At 60.1% G+C, this 15875-nt stretch carries 19 protein-coding genes and 1 pseudogene; 11 read left to right on the forward strand and 9 right to left on the reverse strand.

Going from position 1 to position 15875, the window contains the following annotated elements:
- Positions 1–9: 9 nt before the first annotated feature.
- The gene (gene hemH, locus M5G20_RS08155; protein WP_273918715.1) at positions 10–1035 is read left to right on the forward strand and encodes a ferrochelatase; all 1026 of its coding nucleotides are present in this window, start codon (positions 10–12) and stop codon (positions 1033–1035) included.
- Between the two features lie 135 nt (positions 1036–1170).
- Here the strand turns inward: hemH and M5G20_RS08160 are convergent, their stop codons facing one another.
- The gene (locus M5G20_RS08160; RefSeq protein WP_273918716.1) at positions 1171–2445 is read right to left on the reverse strand and encodes a uracil-xanthine permease family protein; all 1275 of its coding nucleotides are present in this window, start codon (positions 2443–2445) and stop codon (positions 1171–1173) included.
- A 2-nt stretch (positions 2446–2447) separates the two neighbouring features.
- On the reverse strand, positions 2448–3086 hold the full coding sequence (gene upp / locus M5G20_RS08165; RefSeq protein ID WP_075945675.1) for a uracil phosphoribosyltransferase: 639 nt from the start codon (positions 3084–3086) through the stop codon (positions 2448–2450).
- A gap of 163 nt (positions 3087–3249) precedes the next feature.
- On the opposite strand from upp, the gene M5G20_RS08170 reads away from it, so the two are divergent.
- From M5G20_RS08170 to M5G20_RS08185, 4 genes are all read left to right on the forward strand, one after another.
- The gene (locus M5G20_RS08170; protein ID WP_056853257.1) at positions 3250–3807 is read left to right on the forward strand and encodes a hypoxanthine-guanine phosphoribosyltransferase; all 558 of its coding nucleotides are present in this window, start codon (positions 3250–3252) and stop codon (positions 3805–3807) included.
- Positions 3808–3810: 3 nt separating this feature from the next.
- Complete coding sequence (locus tag M5G20_RS08175) at positions 3811–4284, forward strand: WbuC family cupin fold metalloprotein (RefSeq protein WP_273918718.1); 474 nt, start codon at positions 3811–3813, stop codon at positions 4282–4284.
- Between the two features lie 130 nt (positions 4285–4414).
- Positions 4415–4900: a hypothetical protein gene (locus M5G20_RS08180; RefSeq protein ID WP_273918719.1), complete on the forward strand. Its 486-nt coding sequence runs from the start codon at positions 4415–4417 to the stop codon at positions 4898–4900.
- Positions 4901–4963: 63 nt separating this feature from the next.
- The gene (locus M5G20_RS08185; protein WP_150733894.1) at positions 4964–5251 is read left to right on the forward strand and encodes a PA4642 family protein; all 288 of its coding nucleotides are present in this window, start codon (positions 4964–4966) and stop codon (positions 5249–5251) included.
- Positions 5252–5425: 174 nt separating this feature from the next.
- On the opposite strand, the gene mqo is transcribed toward M5G20_RS08185, so the two are convergent.
- Positions 5426–6934, reverse strand: a complete 1509-nt coding sequence (gene mqo / locus M5G20_RS08190) for a malate dehydrogenase (quinone) (protein ID WP_273918721.1) — start codon at positions 6932–6934, stop codon at positions 5426–5428.
- A gap of 737 nt (positions 6935–7671) precedes the next feature.
- Positions 7672–7905 (reverse strand): hypothetical protein, encoded by a 234-nt coding sequence (locus M5G20_RS08195; protein ID WP_056853252.1) that lies wholly within the window; start codon positions 7903–7905, stop codon positions 7672–7674.
- Between the two features lie 204 nt (positions 7906–8109).
- On the opposite strand from M5G20_RS08195, the gene M5G20_RS08200 reads away from it, so the two are divergent.
- Positions 8110–8694: a YajG family lipoprotein gene (locus M5G20_RS08200; protein WP_056726255.1), complete on the forward strand. Its 585-nt coding sequence runs from the start codon at positions 8110–8112 to the stop codon at positions 8692–8694.
- Between the two features lie 118 nt (positions 8695–8812).
- Here M5G20_RS08200 and M5G20_RS08205 read toward each other — a convergent pair whose 3' ends face one another.
- Positions 8813–9019 (reverse strand): hypothetical protein, encoded by a 207-nt coding sequence (locus M5G20_RS08205; RefSeq protein WP_034149566.1) that lies wholly within the window; start codon positions 9017–9019, stop codon positions 8813–8815.
- 193 nt (positions 9020–9212) lie between these two features.
- Between M5G20_RS08205 and M5G20_RS08210 the strand changes: the two genes are divergently transcribed.
- Entirely contained in the window at positions 9213–9491 is a 279-nt protein-coding gene (locus M5G20_RS08210; protein ID WP_212626584.1) for a hypothetical protein, read from the forward strand.
- 58 nt (positions 9492–9549) lie between these two features.
- Here the strand turns inward: M5G20_RS08210 and M5G20_RS08215 are convergent, their stop codons facing one another.
- Positions 9550–10716: a 1-acyl-sn-glycerol-3-phosphate acyltransferase gene (locus M5G20_RS08215; RefSeq protein WP_273918723.1), complete on the reverse strand. Its 1167-nt coding sequence runs from the start codon at positions 10714–10716 to the stop codon at positions 9550–9552.
- A gap of 139 nt (positions 10717–10855) precedes the next feature.
- Between M5G20_RS08215 and M5G20_RS08220 the strand changes: the two genes are divergently transcribed.
- From M5G20_RS08220 to M5G20_RS08230, 3 genes are read left to right on the forward strand one after another with little or no spacing between them, the layout of a single operon-like run.
- Positions 10856–11038, forward strand: coding sequence for a CPXCG motif-containing cysteine-rich protein (locus M5G20_RS08220; protein ID WP_273918724.1), 183 nt, complete (start codon positions 10856–10858; stop codon positions 11036–11038).
- A gap of 9 nt (positions 11039–11047) precedes the next feature.
- Positions 11048–11308 (forward strand): putative signal transducing protein, encoded by a 261-nt coding sequence (locus M5G20_RS08225; protein ID WP_075945666.1) that lies wholly within the window; start codon positions 11048–11050, stop codon positions 11306–11308.
- Between the two features lie 35 nt (positions 11309–11343).
- Positions 11344–11967: an SOS response-associated peptidase gene (locus tag M5G20_RS08230; protein ID WP_273918725.1), complete on the forward strand. Its 624-nt coding sequence runs from the start codon at positions 11344–11346 to the stop codon at positions 11965–11967.
- 12 nt (positions 11968–11979) lie between these two features.
- Here M5G20_RS08230 and M5G20_RS30275 read toward each other — a convergent pair whose 3' ends face one another.
- Both M5G20_RS30275 and M5G20_RS30280 read right to left on the reverse strand, forming a co-directional pair.
- Positions 11980–12822 carry a methyl-accepting chemotaxis protein gene (locus M5G20_RS30275; RefSeq protein WP_443218298.1) on the reverse strand — a complete coding sequence of 281 codons (843 nt, stop codon included), beginning with the start codon at positions 12820–12822 and terminating at the stop codon, positions 11980–11982.
- A gap of 12 nt (positions 12823–12834) precedes the next feature.
- Positions 12835–14238 (reverse strand): annotated as a pseudogene (locus tag M5G20_RS30280) (HAMP domain-containing protein); the annotation flags it as partial.
- 156 nt (positions 14239–14394) lie between these two features.
- On the opposite strand from M5G20_RS30280, the gene M5G20_RS08240 reads away from it, so the two are divergent.
- A complete protein-coding gene (locus M5G20_RS08240; protein ID WP_273918727.1) occupies positions 14395–15213 on the forward strand; it encodes a M48 family metallopeptidase in 819 nt (272 codons plus the stop codon).
- Positions 15214–15278: 65 nt separating this feature from the next.
- On the opposite strand, the gene M5G20_RS08245 is transcribed toward M5G20_RS08240, so the two are convergent.
- The gene (locus M5G20_RS08245) at positions 15279–15863 is read right to left on the reverse strand and encodes a TMEM165/GDT1 family protein (RefSeq protein ID WP_150702986.1); all 585 of its coding nucleotides are present in this window, start codon (positions 15861–15863) and stop codon (positions 15279–15281) included.
- Positions 15864–15875: the final 12 nt, after the last annotated feature.

Raw genomic sequence — 15875 nt, forward strand, 5'->3', positions numbered from 1 at the left:
GGACGTTGCATGACCGATCACGCGTTGCTTCTGGTCAATCTGGGCTCACCGGCCTCCACTTCGGTGGCGGACGTACGCCGTTACCTCAATCAGTTTCTGATGGACCCTTACGTGATCGACCTGCCATGGCCGGTGCGGCGTTTGCTGGTGTCGCTGATCCTGATCAAGCGCCCCGAGCAGTCGGCCCATGCCTACGCTTCGATCTGGTGGGACGAGGGCTCGCCGCTGGTGGTGCTCAGCCGTCGCTTGCAGCAGGCGATGACGTCCCAGTGGCGCCACGGTCCGGTCGAGTTGGCGATGCGTTACGGCGAGCCGTCCATCGAGTCGATGCTGACGCGTCTGGCGGCACAAGGGCAAAAACGGATCACGCTCGCGCCGCTTTATCCACAGTTCGCCGACAGCACCACCACCACGGTGATCGAAGAAGCCCGGCGCGTCGTGCGCGAGAAAAAGCTTGATGTGCAGCTGTCAGTGCTCCAGCCGTTCTACGATCAGCCGGAATATCTCGACGCGCTGGTGGCCACGGCCAAACCCTATCTGCAACAGGATTACGATCATCTGTTGCTGAGTTTCCATGGTTTGCCGGAGCGCCACCTGACGAAGCTTGACCCGAGCGGCCAGCATTGTTTCAAAAACGAGGATTGCTGCAAGAATGCTTCGCCGCAGGTATTGGCCACCTGCTACCGGGCTCAATGCCTGCGCACGGCATCCGAGTTTGCCAAGCGCATGGGCCTGCCGGACGGCAAGTGGTCGGTGTCGTTCCAGTCGCGCCTGGGGCGCGCCAAATGGATCGAGCCCTACACCGAAGTGCGTCTTGACGAGTTGGCCAGGTCGGGTGTGAAGAAGATGTTGGTGATGTGCCCGGCGTTCGTGGCCGATTGCATCGAGACGCTGGAAGAGATTGGTGATCGCGGCAAGGAGCAGTTCCGCGAAGCGGGAGGGGAGGAGTTGGTGCTGGTGCCGTGTCTCAATGATGACCCGCAGTGGGCGAAAGCGTTGAACACATTGTGTGAAAGGGCGCCTCTGGCCCTGTAGGCATACAACCTGTGGCGGGGGAGTTCGCTCCCGCTTGAGTGCACCGCACTCACAAAATCTTCATTGACTGCGAGAATTTTGGGGCCGCTTCGCGACCCGGCGGGAGCAAGCTCCCTCGTCACAGGGGATCACCCTTTACAGCAGCGGCTCATCCGCCTTCTTGTGCTTCCAGCTGTCATTGCCCGGCAGGATCAGGTTCAGCGCAATCGCCACCACCGCGCACAGCGCGATGCCTTTGAGGCCGAAGTCGTCCGGACCGGTGCCGGTACCCACCAACACACCGCCAATCCCGAACACCAGGGTCACCGACACAATCACCAGATTGCGCGCTTCGCCCAAGTCAATCTTGTGGCGAATCAGCGTGTTCATGCCCACCGCCGCAATCGAACCGAACAGCAGGCACAGAATCCCGCCCATTACCGGCACCGGAATGCTTTGCAGCAACGCGCCGAACTTGCCGACGAACGCCAGGCTGATGGCGAAGATCGCCGCCCAGGTCATGATTTTCGGGTTGTAGTTCTTGGTCAGCATCACCGCGCCAGTGACTTCGGCGTACGTGGTGTTGGGTGGGCCGCCGAACAGGCCGGCTGCGGTGGTGGCAACGCCGTCACCGAGCAGAGTGCGGTGCAGGCCGGGTTTCTTCAGGTAATCGCGACCGGTCACGCTACCCACGGCAATCACGCCGCCGATGTGCTCAATGGCCGGGGCCAGGGCCACCGGAACAATGAACAGAATCGCCTGCCAGTTGAATTCCGGCGCGGTGAAATTCGGGATGGCGAACCACGGTGCAGCGGCAATCTTCGCCGTGTCGACCACGCCGAAGTAGAACGCCATGCCAAAACCGACCAGCACGCCGGAAATGATCGGCACCAGGCGGAAAATGCCTTTACCGAACACAGCGACGATCAGGGTGGTCAGCAAGGCCGGCATCGAGATCAGCATGGCGGTCTGGTAATGAATCAGCTCGCTACCGTCGCCAGCCTTGCCCATTGCCATGTTGGCGGCAATCGGCGCCATGGCCAGGCCGATGGAGATGATCACCGGGCCAATCACCACCGGTGGCAGCAGGCGATCGATGAAGCCGGTGCCTTTGATCTTCACGGCCAGGCCGAGGAAGGTATAGACGAAGCCCGCCGCCATCACGCCGCCCATGGTCGCCGCGAGGCCGAATTGGCCCTTGGCGAGAATGATCGGGGTGATAAACGCAAAGCTCGATGCCAGGAACACCGGCACCTGACGCCCGGTGACGATCTGGAACAGGATCGTCCCCAGGCCAGCGGTAAACAGCGCCACGTTCGGGTCAAGACCGGTAATCAGCGGCATCAACACCAGGGCGCCGAACGCCACGAACAGCATCTGCGCGCCGGACAGCACCGTGCGCCAGAGCGGATCGTTGAACTCTTGCTGCATGCTCACGCGTCCTTCTGCTTGGTGCCGAAGATCTTGTCGCCAGCATCGCCCAGGCCCGGGATGATGTAACCGTGTTCGTTCAATTTTTGATCAATGGAGGCGGTGTAGATGATCACGTCCGGGTGAGCCTTCTCTACCGCCGCGATACCCTCGGGGGCAGCAACCAGCACCATGGCACGGATGTCGCGGCAGCCGGCCTTTTTCAGCAGATCGATGGTGGCAACCATGGAGCTGCCGGTGGCGAGCATCGGGTCGATGATCATCGCCAGGCGTTCGTCGATTTCCGGAACCAGTTTTTCCAGGTAGGTGTGGGCCTGCAGGGTTTCTTCGTTGCGGGCCACGCCCACGGCGCTGACTTTGGCGCCCGGGATCAGGCTCAGCACGCCTTCGAGCATGCCGATGCCGGCACGCAGGATCGGGACTACCGTAATTTTCTTGCCGGCGATTTTCTCGACCGACACAGTGCCGCACCAACCTTCGATATCGTAGGTTTCCAGCGGCAGGTCTTTGGTGGCTTCATAGGTCAGCAGGGCACCGACTTCCTGAGCGAGCTCACGGAAATTCTTGGTGCTGATGTCTGCACGGCGCATCAGGCCAAGTTTATGACGGATCAGCGGGTGGCGGATCTCGAGGATGGGCATGGGAAAGGCTCCGGCGGCGGGCAAAAAAACCGGCCTAGATTAATCTATCCGAGGGTGTTGTCCTATAGACATACAGTACGTTAGTCCACAAACGCTTGATCTGGCCGTGCGGGATGCGTACCTTTGCCCGCTTTTCCTGTCCGCTACCCCCTTGGAGAGCACCATGTCCGCTGATCTCGAGCATATCCGTCAAATCATGCGAGAGGCTGACTGCCTGTACACCGAAGCTGAAGTCGAGGCGGCTATCGCCCGCGTCGGTGCGCACATCAACGAAGAACTGGCGGACAGCAACCCGGTGGTGTTCTGTGTGATGAACGGCGGGCTGATTTTCGCCGGCAAGCTGCTGACTCATCTGCAGTTCCCGCTGGAAGCGTCCTACCTGCACGCCACCCGTTATCGCAACGAAACCAGCGGCGGCGAGCTGTTCTGGAAAGCCAAGCCGGAAGTGTCGTTCATCGACCGTGACGTGCTGATCATCGACGACATCCTCGATGAAGGTCACACCCTGGGCGCGATCATCGACTTCTGCAAACACGCCGGCGCGCGCAAAGTGCACACCGCCGTGCTGATCGACAAAGACCACGACCGCAAGGCCCGCCCGGACCTGAAAGCCGATTTCGTCGGTCTGCCGTGCATCGACCGGTACATCTTCGGTTATGGCATGGACTACAAAGGCTACTGGCGCAATGCCAACGGGATTTTTGCCGTTAAAGGAATGTAAGAAATGGATACGCCTCGCTTTCTGGATCAGACCTTGTTTGCCGAGCTGGCCGGGAAAGCGGCGGCCAATCCTCGTGGGCGCCAGCACCACAATTTCCATCAGATGGAAGACGCTTGCCATCGCATGGCGGTGGGGTTGCAACCTTCGACGTATATCCCGCCTCACCGGCATTTGGGCGAAAACAAGGCCGAAACCCTGTTGGTCCTCAAGGGGCGGCTGGGTGTGTTGATCTTTGACGAGGCCGGTGCGGTGCTGAGCAAGACCGTACTGCAGGCTGGTGGGGACTGTGTTGGCGTAGACCTGCCAACTGGTGTGTTCCACGGTTTGGTGGTACTGGAAGCCGACAGCCTGATGTTCGAATGCAAGGCCGGTCCGTACCGTCCGGTCGGTGAGGGTGAGCTGGCGCATTGGGCGCCGCGCGAAGGCGAGCCCGGTGTTGCCGATTATCAGGCCTGGATGCGCGCGCAATTCGATTGATCCCTATGCTGAAGGAGCGAGCCTGCTCGCGATGAACGCAGTAACGCCGCGGGGGTATCAGGCTCCCAGCGTTATCGTTGACGACTATCGCGAGCAAGCTCGCTCGTACACCCGCCCTCCGGAGCCTGTCATGAGCTTTTTGATTCGCAGCTGCGCCGCTCTGTTGCTGATCCTCAGCCTGCCCCTGGCCGCCGCGCCGGTGCCGATGCACGGGCAGTTCCTGCCGCCGGATGACATGACCCTGCGTGACGCCGAGCCCGAGCAGCAACAATTGTTGCAAGTCACCGAGTACTCGGTGGTGGTCGGCAGCCAGCGCCAGTCCAATCAGCAGCCGATCCCGATCACTTCGCCGCTGTTGGTTCGCCTCAAGGGCAAATCCTTGAACAAGGGCGCGACCATTAATCAGGTGCTGGTCCATTTCGATGGCGAAAGCAAAAGCCTGAAAAAACCGGTCTACGACGACAAAACCAGGACCCTCACCCTCTATTACCCGCTGGCGCAATACCGGGTGGTGATCGATCTGCTGCGCAATGACACGGTGTATTGCCAGTTTCTGAGTTACGCCAACGGTCACGTTTGGGCCGATCTGCACACCGGGGCTGTTCGTCCGCGTTGAGCCCGGCGCCTGCGCAGGGGTAAACTGCCCGCCCCGTGAAATGTCTGCGAGCTGGAGTCGGCAATGCGTAAAGATAAGAAACAAGTGATTGGTGACGAGATCGGCGATGAGCAGATCAAGTTGTTCCTCGATTTCGAACCGGTCGACGCGACCTCTCCGTCCCTGCACAAACTGATCAAGGCCTACCGTGGCCTGCGCATCGACGATTTCGAGCGTTTCCTGACGTTCTTCGTCGAGGCTGGTTTTGACGTCGATGGCAAAGACGAGCACGGCAATGACTTCATTGCCCTGATCAAGGATCAGCGTAATGCGCCGGACTACATCGAGCTGATCGAAAAGGCTCGCGGCTGATCACGTTTTCCCTGTGGCGAGGGAGCTTGCTCCCGCTTGAGTGTGCAGCGCTCACAAGATGTTGGGGCCGCTGCGCAGCCCAGCGGGAGCAAGCTCCCTCGCCACAGAAGATTTTCAGCGACAATAAAAACGCCCCGCCCTCAATGAGGACGGGGCGTTTTTTTGCGGGCCGAATCAAGCGTAGCTTTCGGTCTCGGTGCTGGCTTCAACCAGTTCCAGGGCAACGTTGTTCTGCGCGTTGATCTTGCTATACAGCGCAGCGTCGGTTTCCAGGACTTTCTCACGGGCCGGGAAGATCTCCGCCAGTTTGGCAGCCCATTCGCCTTTGGCCTGGCTCGGGAAGCATTTTTCGATCAGTTCCAGCATGATCGAAACAGTCACCGAAGCCCCTGGCGACGCGCCGAGCAGGGCGGCAAGGGAACCGTCCCTGGCTGCGACCAGTTCGGTACCGAACTGCAGGATGCCGCCTTTTTTCGGGTCTTTCTTGATGATCTGCACCCGTTGGCCAGCCACTTCCAGACGCCAGTCTTCGGCTTTCGCTTCAGGGTAGAAGCGACGCAGGGATTCCAGGCGCTGCTCCATGGACTGCATCACTTCGCTGACCAGGTACTTGGTCAGGTCCATGTTGTTTTTCGCCACGGCCAGCATCGGGCCGATGTTGCCGGCGCGTACCGACAGCGGCAGGTCCATGAAGGAGCCGTGCTTGAGGAACTTGGTGGTGAAACCGGCGTAAGGTCCGAACAGCAGGGACTTCTTGCCGTCGACGACACGGGTGTCCAGGTGCGGCACGGACATTGGCGGCGAACCCACGGCTGCCTGGCTGTAGACCTTGGCCTGGTGGTGCTTGACCACTTCCGGGTTGTCGCAACGCAGCCACTGGCCGCTGATCGGGAAGCCGCCGAAGCCTTTGCTCTCTTCAATGCCCGAAGCTTGCAGCAGCGGCAATGCCGCACCGCCAGCGCCGAGGAAGACGAACCTGGCGTCGACTTCACGGGTATTGCCGCTGTTGACGTCCTTGATGCTGACAGTCCAGCCACCGTTATTGCGCTTCAGACCGGTCACGCGCTTGCAGTACTTGACCTGGGCATCGGGTGCGCTGGTCAGGTGCTTGAGCAGTTGGTTGGTCAGTGCGCCAAAGTTGACGTCGGTGCCGTTGATCACGCGGGTCGCAGCGAGGGTTTCGCCAGGATCGCGGCCAGGCATCATCAGCGGCATCCACTCGGCCATTGTGGCCTTGTCTTCGGTGTATTCCATATCGGCGAAGGCGTGGTGCTTGCTCAGCACATTGAAGCGTTCCCTGAGGAAAGACACGCCGCTCTCGCCCTGCACGAAACTCAGGTGTGGCACCGGGCTGATAAACGATTTGCACGAGCCGAACGTGCCTTTCTTGGTCAGGTACGACCAGAACTGCTTCGACACCTCGAACTGGGTGTTGATGTGCACGGCTTTCTTGATGTCGACGGAGCCATCGGCAGCCTGCGGCGTGTAGTTCAGCTCGCACAGGCCGGCATGACCGGTACCGGCGTTGTTCCACGGGTTGGAACTCTCCGCGGCACCGGAATCCATCAGCTCGACGACTTCCAGCTTGATCGCGGGGTCGAGCTCTTTGAGCAGTACTGCAAGGGTGGCACTCATGATGCCGGCCCCAACCAGTACTACGTCGACTGCTTCGTTATGCGCCATTTAACGCGTCTCCAAAATCTGCAGCACCAAATTGACGGCATGGCTGCCAGGAGTGACGGGGCGTCTCAGTGTTGCCCCAAGTACCCATGGCAGGATCGCCATGTCCGAATCTTCGCAATTTTTCGCAACTTCGACGGACGCTACCTGCCGGGTCTAATCAGAGTCATATGAACTCATTTCAACGGGCGACTGGCAATTCGACTTATGGTCGATACATCCGTTTGTGCAACCAAATCCGTAGCGGACAGGCTTCAGGCTCCGGTGTTCGAGGAGTACTCGGTCCTGTGTCGTTGGGCTGTACTGGACGCTAATGGTGCATGTTCAGACGCAAAACTATTCATTTGCTCGCCACACTCTTGTGAAGTTGTGAAAACCCGTTTTTTTCACGCTCTTTTGAAGACGTGAACCTCAAAAAGGGCTGTCCCAGCCTGGCACCGTGCCCGAATGCTTTGCCGCCAGGGAGTTCATGGCAGGCAAAACGGGCAAACAGCAGTGACCGAGCGTAATGACAGCTCTGCAGATTCGCGAAAAGTGGAGGTTTTGCTTGATGAACAGCAAGCGCGCCAGCTTCACTCGATCTGTGTGGGCGGCTCTCTGTGGGCGGTGCGGGGTGCCAAAACCGAAGCATTGACGATGCTGCGAGGCCCGATCAGGAGACGTCCTTATAATCGGGGGGAGATTGTAGCGAAGAAACGTAGGGAATTGGTCGTGTTTAATGACTTTTATTAGGCGTTCGGTCAGGTGGTCAGCAGTTGCTGTGCCCGCGAGCGTGGCTGGCGGGCAATGACGCGGGCGCTGGCAGGCAAGGGCTTGTGCAGCCAGTTGAGGCGGATTTCTTCGATTTCGACCCAGCCATCGCCCATGGGCTGCAGGCTGCATTGCTTGAAAGCCTGGCAATGGCCGTTGCGGTCGAGCAGGGCGAAGCTGCGGTGGTGTGGGCGTGCTTCGAACAGCGAAACGAGAAAACGCATGGCGAGATACCTTTTGGGTGATTACCGACCACGTTCGCAGCCACGCGTGACGTGCAAGTGAAGGGCAGGTGAAAAATCTGTGACAGGAACCGCGGTCCCGCGGGTTTGTCAGAGATTTCAGTAATCGTTGCATGACCCTAGTTAGCCGCAGTGGCCCACCGCTATACTGCCGGCCTGTTTGTGCCTGATTCTGGAGAGAAGAGCATGTTGCAACGCCTGTTGTTCGGTTTGATCACTGTGACCAGCTTGACGCTGGTTGGCTGCGCCCACAGCCCGCAACAACTGAACCCGGAACCCAAGTTGACGGCTCAACTGGCGCCGGTCGGCCACGGTCAGCCGGTGGTGGTGCGTGTGGTGGACGGTCGTCCGTCGCCGACCCTGGGCACCCGCGGCGGTCTGTACCCGGAAACCAGCGCAATTACCGTGCAGGGTGCGCAAATCCTGCCGAAACTGCAGGCTCAGGCTGAAGCCGCCGTGCGTCTGTTGGGTTTCACCCCGACCGCCAATGCAGCGAACGCGCCGCAAATCACCGTGACTCTGGCCGAGCTGAAGTATCAGTCGCCTAAAGAAGGCATGTATGTGACCGAGGCGACCATCGGCGCGACCTTCCGCTCCGATGTGCAGAACGCCAACCGTCGCTATAGCGGTCGTTACGGTGCGTCCCTGGACCAGCGTTTCGGCATGGCGCCGAACCAGGAAACCAACACCAAGCTGGTCAGTGACGTGTTGAGCGATGCGTTGACCCGCCTGTTCAAGGACCCGACTGTAGGTCAGGTACTCGGCGAGTAAGCTTTCGCCCGCTGTAAAAAAGCCCGGCACCAGCAATGGTCCCGGGCTTTGTAATGTCTTCTGCACGGCAAACACCTGTAGGAGCCAGCAAGCCGGCTCCGGCAAGGGGACAGGTGTTTCAGGCGGCTTGGGAGTAAAAGTCCAGCACGCTCACGCCCGTCAGCAAATCCGCCTCCGGCAAATCCGCATGTTGGTGACCGCCGAGTGCGCAATACACCAGCCAATGGCGGTCCTGAACATTGAAGGCGAGGCTGCCGACGAGGGTTTGTTGTTCGTCGTTGTGAGCGATGAGGTAGAGGCGATCCTGGTTTTCGGCGTGAAGCATGACGCAGTCCGTGTCGGTTTCGAGGCGCGCATGTTGGCCGATGCAGATGACGAAGCTGTGACGCAGGACAGCCATTGGTCATTTGCCGGGTTATTTATCGCAAAGGGGAGTGCAGGCACAGAGCCTTTCGGTAAAATCCGCGCCGCGGTCGTCGGTCCGGCGCTCGCCACACCGGTTTAGTTTGAGGTTCGTGATGTCGCTGCATTTGATGACGCTGTTTACTGCCCATCCCGCCAAATTGATCAACCTGCTGGCGCTGTTCTTCGCCTTTCCGGGCGGCTGGTTGCTGCACGCGACCCGTCGTCGTGAACAGCGCGCGAAGGCCAGTCTGCAAGCGCAGCGCGAGAGCCGTCCCAGCGAAGAACCCACGCTGGACTGGGCTACCCTGCGCATGAACCGGTTTTTCTACAGCTTCGGCTTCGCCTGCATGGGGCTGGCGTTGCTGGTGTCGTGGATCAGCACGCAGGTTTAATTTTCGAATCAATAAAAACGGCGCCCTGGGCGCCGTTTTTGTATCCGGTCGAAACCGCTTACAGCGGCAACCCAGCCTTCACCCGGTACTGATTGCGCACCGGCGTCGCATATTGCAGCACCAGAAACGGACGATGCTCGGCAGGGCAAGCGTCCAGGCGTTGCTGCCATTGCTCCTGGGCCTTGGCCAATTCGTCGGCCGCGAATACCTCAGCGGCGCTCGGCACCTGCAACTGCGGGTCGGCGTCTTGCCACTGCGCGTAGGCCAGGTAGTGCACCGGGAACAAGCGGTAACCGCCCAGAATCTGCTTGTCCATCTCGACGGCCAATTGCTTGGTGTCTTCGAACAGCTCGGTGATCGGCGCGGCAAAGTTCACGTGCACCCGGCCCTTGTAGCCGGTGATGCCCTTGGCGATGCTCACGTCATCCTCGCCCGGCACCTTGGTGTAGGTGCCGGTGGTGGCGCGGATGTAGAGCTCGCGGGCCTTGGCCTGGTCGCACGGGTCATATTCGTAGCTGATCGACACAGGCGTGAGGTTCAACGAGCGGATGACTTCGCCGAACGGCTCGTCCTTGCGGCTCATGTGGAACATCTTGAGGATCGCCGATTCGGTACGGTCGTCGCCGTCCTTGGCGCGGCCTTCGGCCTGGGCGATCCAGATCGAGGCGCAATCGTTGCGGATCGAATGGTTGATGTACGCCGACAACAGTTGATACGCCGCCATCTTCTCGCGGCGACCGGTGATCGAGCGGTGCACGATAAAGCTCTTGTTCAGACGCATCAGGTCGCTGACGAAGGGCTTTTGCAGCAGGTTGTCACCGATGGCGATGCGTGGGGTCGGCAGGCCGGCGTGGTACACGGCATAGTTGACGAAGGCCGGGTCCATCACGATATCGCGGTGGTTGGCGATGAACAGATAGGCACTGCCGGACTTGAACTGCTCGACGCCGGTGTAGGTGACGCCGTCGGTGGCGCGCTCGATTGTGTGGTCGACGTAATACTCGACTTTATCCTGCAAAGTGGCCACCGACGTGATGCCGGCAAACTCACGGCGCAGTCGATGAGCTATAAGAGGTTTGAGCGCCCAGCCCAAAGCACCGGCAAAACGCGGGAAGCGAAAGTGGGTGAGGATATCTAGAAACGCCTTGTCGCCGAGCAGCCGGTCCAGCACCGCTGGGACTTCGCTGTCGTCGTAAGGTCGGATGGCATCGAATTCGCCCATCATGCTCTCTTGTTAGAAACGGCTAGGGTAAGTAAAGGTTTTGATCGAAAACCGGCGGGGTACGGTCTGAAAAAGTAGCCAGACAAAAATAGCCCTGCAAATAGACCGGCGATTATACGCACAAGTCACCTGGGAGACCGTGATGCTGGAAACTGCGCAGTATGAATGCCCGTATTGTGGTGAGAAAGTTGAAACGACTGTCGACTTGTCTGGCGGCGATCAGACCTACATCGAGGACTGTGAGGTGTGTTGTCGGCCGATCACGTTCGTGTTGCAGGTTCACGAAGAGGATTGGTTTCTGGAAGTCTTCAGCGAAAACGAGTGAGGGGCGCATATGCAGCGAATCTACGAGCCGGAAAACCTGATGGAAGGCGAGTTGCTGCAAGGCATGCTCGCCAGCGAAGGCATCGAGGCGCATCTGGTGGGCCGCGATCTGGTCGGGGCCACCGGTGAATTGCCGATCTACGGGCTGCTCGGATTGGCGGTAGATAACGACCAGGCCGCATACGCCCGCGAGCTGATCAGCGCGTACAATGCCGCGCTGCCGCTGTCCGGCGATGAACCGGAAAGCTTTCCCGGCACGCTGGTCTGTTAGGCTGGCGTTCGTTTGATCAAGAGTCGTGCTGCCCCATGTGTGGACGTTATGCCCTGTTTCGCTGGAATCGCGATTTCGCGACCCTGCCAGGTTTTCCCGCCGATCAACAGGCGCAGTGGAACATTTCCCCCAATGATTCGGTGTTGATGCTGCGTGCCGGCGCGGACGGCCAGCGTGAACTGGCGCGCGCGCGCTGGGGCCTGACCCCGCCGTGGCTGACCGATCTGTCCCGAACCCCGGCCCATGCCCGCGCCGAAACCGTGGCCGAGCAGCCAATGTTTCGCCAGGCCCTGCGCGAGCGCCGCTGTCTGCTGCCGGCCAACGGTTTTTACGAATGGCGCGGCGGCACCCGTAAACGGCCGTATTGGTTGACGCCGGGGGAGGGCTCGTCGCTGTTTTTCGCGGCGATCTGGGAAGCGTACCCGGTGCAGGAGCAGGTGTGGTTGAGTACGGCGGTGATCACGCAGCCGGCGGCCAGTCAGCGCCGACCGTTGATTCTGGATGAAGCGGGGCAGGCGGCATGGCTCAATCCCGAGACGCCGTTGCACACCTTGCAAGCCCTGCTGGCCAGCGAGCCCGCTGCGTTGCGCGAGCGGGTGCTGGCCAACATGGTCAATGATCCGAAGCTCAATGGGCCGGAGTGTCTGACGCCCGGTTGAGGGGGCCTTGGATCAAACCTTGAATTGATTGATCAACCGCCGCTGCTGCTCGGCCAGTTTGGTCAAATCCGCACTCGCGGCGCTGGACTCATCCGCACCGCTGGCCACTTCATTGGCCACTTGCCCGATGTTGATCACGTTGCGGTTGATATCGTCCGCCACGGCGCTTTGCTCCTCGGCAGCGCTGGCGATCTGGGTGTTCATGTCGTTGATCACCGACACCGCCTGAGTGATGGTTTCCAGCGCTTGGGCCGCTTTGGCGGCGTGCTGCACGCTTTCGTCCGTTCGGTTCTGGCTGTCTTCCATGACCCGCACCACATCCCGCGTGCCCTGTTGCAACTGTTGAATCATGGTCTGGATTTCTTCGGTGGCCTTCTGGGTCTTTTGCGCCAGGTTGCGCACCTCATCGGCCACTACGGCGAAGCCGCGACCCTGCTCACCGGCCCGGGCGGCTTCGATGGCGGCGTTGAGCGCCAGCAGGTTGGTTTGCTCGGCGATCCCGCGGATGGCGGTGAGGATGGCGTTGATGTTTTCACTGTCCTTCGCCAGGGTCTGCACCACGCTGACCGCGCGACCGATTTCCACGGCCAGAACGCCGATGGAGTTCGAAGTATCACGGACAATTTGCATCCCTTGACTGGCAGCCTGATCCGCATGGCTGGCGGCTTGCGCGGCCTGCGTCGCGTTACGGGCGACGTCCTGGGCGGTGGCGGTCATTTCATGCACGGCGGTGGCGACCTGATCGATCTCGGCCATCTGTTTGTGCACGCCCGTGTTGGTGCGGATGGCGATGTCGGCGGTGTGTTCCGAAGAGTCGCTGACGCTCTGCACCGATGTCACCACCTGAGTGATCATTGCCTGTAGCTTGGCCAGGAAGGTGTTGAAACCCTTGGCGATGGAGCCCAATTCATCGGCGCGATCGCTGGTCAGGCGGCGGGTCAGGTCGCCTTCGCCCTGGGCGATATCGTCGAGCATGGCCACCATCTGTTTCAGTGGACGGGCAATGCCGTGGCCCACCAGCCAGATTACCAACAGACCGATACCGGCAATCAGCAGGCCGACCATGGCCATGCCGAAGGTGTCGGATTTGCGCTGGGTATCGAGGTCGGCCTGGAGTTTTTGCAGATCGGCCATGACCGCATTCAGCGGCAGTTGCAGCATCAGGGTCCAGCGGGCTTCGGTCTGGCCGATGCCGAAGGGCAGGTACAACTCGATCCGGCCCTGGGCCTTGTCGACGGTATAGGTGACTTCGCCGCGCTTGAGGTTGGCCATGTTGGCAATCTGCGTGCTGTCGAGGATGTCGCTGACTTTTTCGCCGAATTTGCTCGGGTCCTTGGTGTAGGCAACGATCCGGCCATTGCCGCCGATCAGGGCCATTTCGCCTGCGCCACTGTAGAGTTTCTGATTGGCCCCCAAGAGCATTTCCTGGATGAAGTTCACCGACAGGTCCGCACCGACGATGCCCTGGAACGCGCCGTTGAGCATGATCGGTTCAATAAAGGAGGCGAGCATGACGATTTTGTCGCCGACCTTGTAGGGCGCCGGGTCGATCACGCAGGATTTTTTGGTTTCTTTCGAGCACAGGTAGTACTCGCTGGCGCGCACGCCGGTGGACAGGGTTTTCTGGTCGTCGACGTCCACCAGTTTGTCCAGGCCCAGCGTGCCGTCTTCATTGCGGAACCACCACGGCAGGAAACGTCCGTTGCTGGCATCGATGCCCACCACCTGAGTGCCGACGTAGGCTGCATCGTTGTGATCCAGTGCGTCTTTTTCCCAGCCGATGTAGGTGCCGAGGATCTTCGGGTTCTTGGCCACGTTTTCCTTGATCAGGCCGATCAACTGCTCGCGGCTGAGGCTCAGCGACGGTTGGCCATCGGTGCCGGGTGTGCCAATCAGCGCGTTGACCCGCACCAGTCCGCCGGCAATCAGCAGTGGCGCTTCGAGTTCGCGCTGGATCTGGCTGACCTGGGTTTGCGCCAGTGAGGTCAGGCGCTGTTCGATGACTTGCTCGAATTGCGCCTGGGTCCGCTCCTGGACCATGTCTTGCGTCCGAGCACCGGAAAACAGCGCGTACACGACCAGGGCCACCACGACACTTAAAACGATGGCACCGGCAAGGGCTGCCACGGAAAACTGGATCGACTTGAATTTCATGGGTGCTCCGCACGCAAGAGGACGTCTGCGGAGGTGTATCGGCAGGGGGGTGAAGGGGCATGAGCGGGCGTTGGCGAAATGACTGTTTTGGAGCGTTCGATGTCGCAAATGAATCATTGCCGGTGGGTTATCCGCCGTGGCTTGCCCGGGTTTGTGAATTTTTTCCTACGGCGAAGAGAGCTTTGTCCGAAATGCGCGTCATATATGCCGTTGTATCTGGCGTCGATACATTTCCGAGCCTAGGATACGGTCATGTTTTCAGGGAGCTTTTTGATGAACAAGACATTGGTTTCGTGTGCGCTGGGCGCAGGTTTGTTGCTCGGCGGTTGCCAGTCGGTCAACACCACCAGCGGTGGTGCTGTGGGCGTTGAGCGCAAGCAGTACATGTTCAGCATGTTGTCCTCGCAAGAGGTCGACCAGATGTATGCCCAGTCTTATCAGAAGACCGTTGGCGAAGCGTCCAGTAAAGGTGTGCTGGACAAAACCAGCAACGATGCCAAGCGCGTGCAGGCCATTGCCGACCGGCTGATTGCCCAGGCGCCGACCTTCCGTCCTGATGCGGCCCAGTGGAAGTGGGAGGTCAACCTGATCAAGAGTGACGAACTCAACGCCAACTGCGGGCCGGGCGGCAAGATCTTTTTCTACACCGGGCTGATCGACAGCCTGAAACTGACCGACGATGAAATCGCCGCGGTCATGGGCCATGAAATTGCCCATGCCCTGCGCGAGCATGGTCGTGAAGCAATGTCCAAGGCTTACGGCATCGAAATGGCCAAGCAGGGCGCGGGTGCGTTGTTCGGTCTGGGCCAGGACAGCCTGGCGCTGGCCGATACCGTGGCCAACTACGGCATGACCTTGCCCAACAGCCGCGCCAATGAAAACGAGGCAGACCTGATCGGCCTGGAACTGGCGGCTCGCGCCGGCTACAACCCGAATGCCGCGATTACCTTGTGGAACAAGATGACCAAGGCTTCGGAAGGTTCGCCACCGGAGTTCATGAGCACTCACCCGGCATCCACCAGTCGAATTGCGGCGTTGCAGGCAGCGATTCCGAAAGTGATGCCGCTCTACGAACAGGCCAGGAAGTCCTGATCTGCGCGCGATGACACTTGTGGCGAGGGAGCAAGCTCCTTCGCCACAGTGATTGCCTTACCGCGTCAAACCCACCCGCTCGCCTGCATCGCCTTGTACACCGCAACAATCGCCAGAATGAAAAACGCCGAAGCCGCCAGGCGACGAATCAGCGTCAAAGGCAGTTTGTCTGCGGCAAAGTTACCCGCCAGAACCACCGGTACGTTGGCAATCAACATGCCGAGCGTGGTGCCGATAATCACCAGCCACAATTCCGGATATTGCGCCGCCAGCATCACGGTCGCGATCTGGGTCTTGTCACCGATTTCCGCGAGGAAGAAGGCGATCAGCGTGGTCAGGAATGGCCCGAACTTGCGGGCGGTGCTGGCTTCGTCGTCGTCCATCTTGTCCGGCACCAGGGTCCACAGTGCGGTGGCGGCGAAGCTCACGGCCAGGATCCAGTGCAGCAACGTATCCGAGAAGAAACTGCCCACCCAGGCGCCCACCGCACCGGCGGCCGCGTGGTTGGCCAGGGTCGCGGCGACGATGCCGGCGATGATCGGCCAGGGTTTGCGGAAGCGGGCAGCGAGAATGAGCGCGAGCAGTTGCGTCTTGTCGCCGATTTCGGCCAAGGCAACGATTGCGGTCGGAACGAGTAAAGAATCCAGCATCAGGGGTTTTCC

This window comes from Pseudomonas sp. TNT2022 ID1044, from assembly GCF_028656895.1.
GTDB lineage: Bacteria > Pseudomonadota > Gammaproteobacteria > Pseudomonadales > Pseudomonadaceae > Aquipseudomonas > Aquipseudomonas reinekei.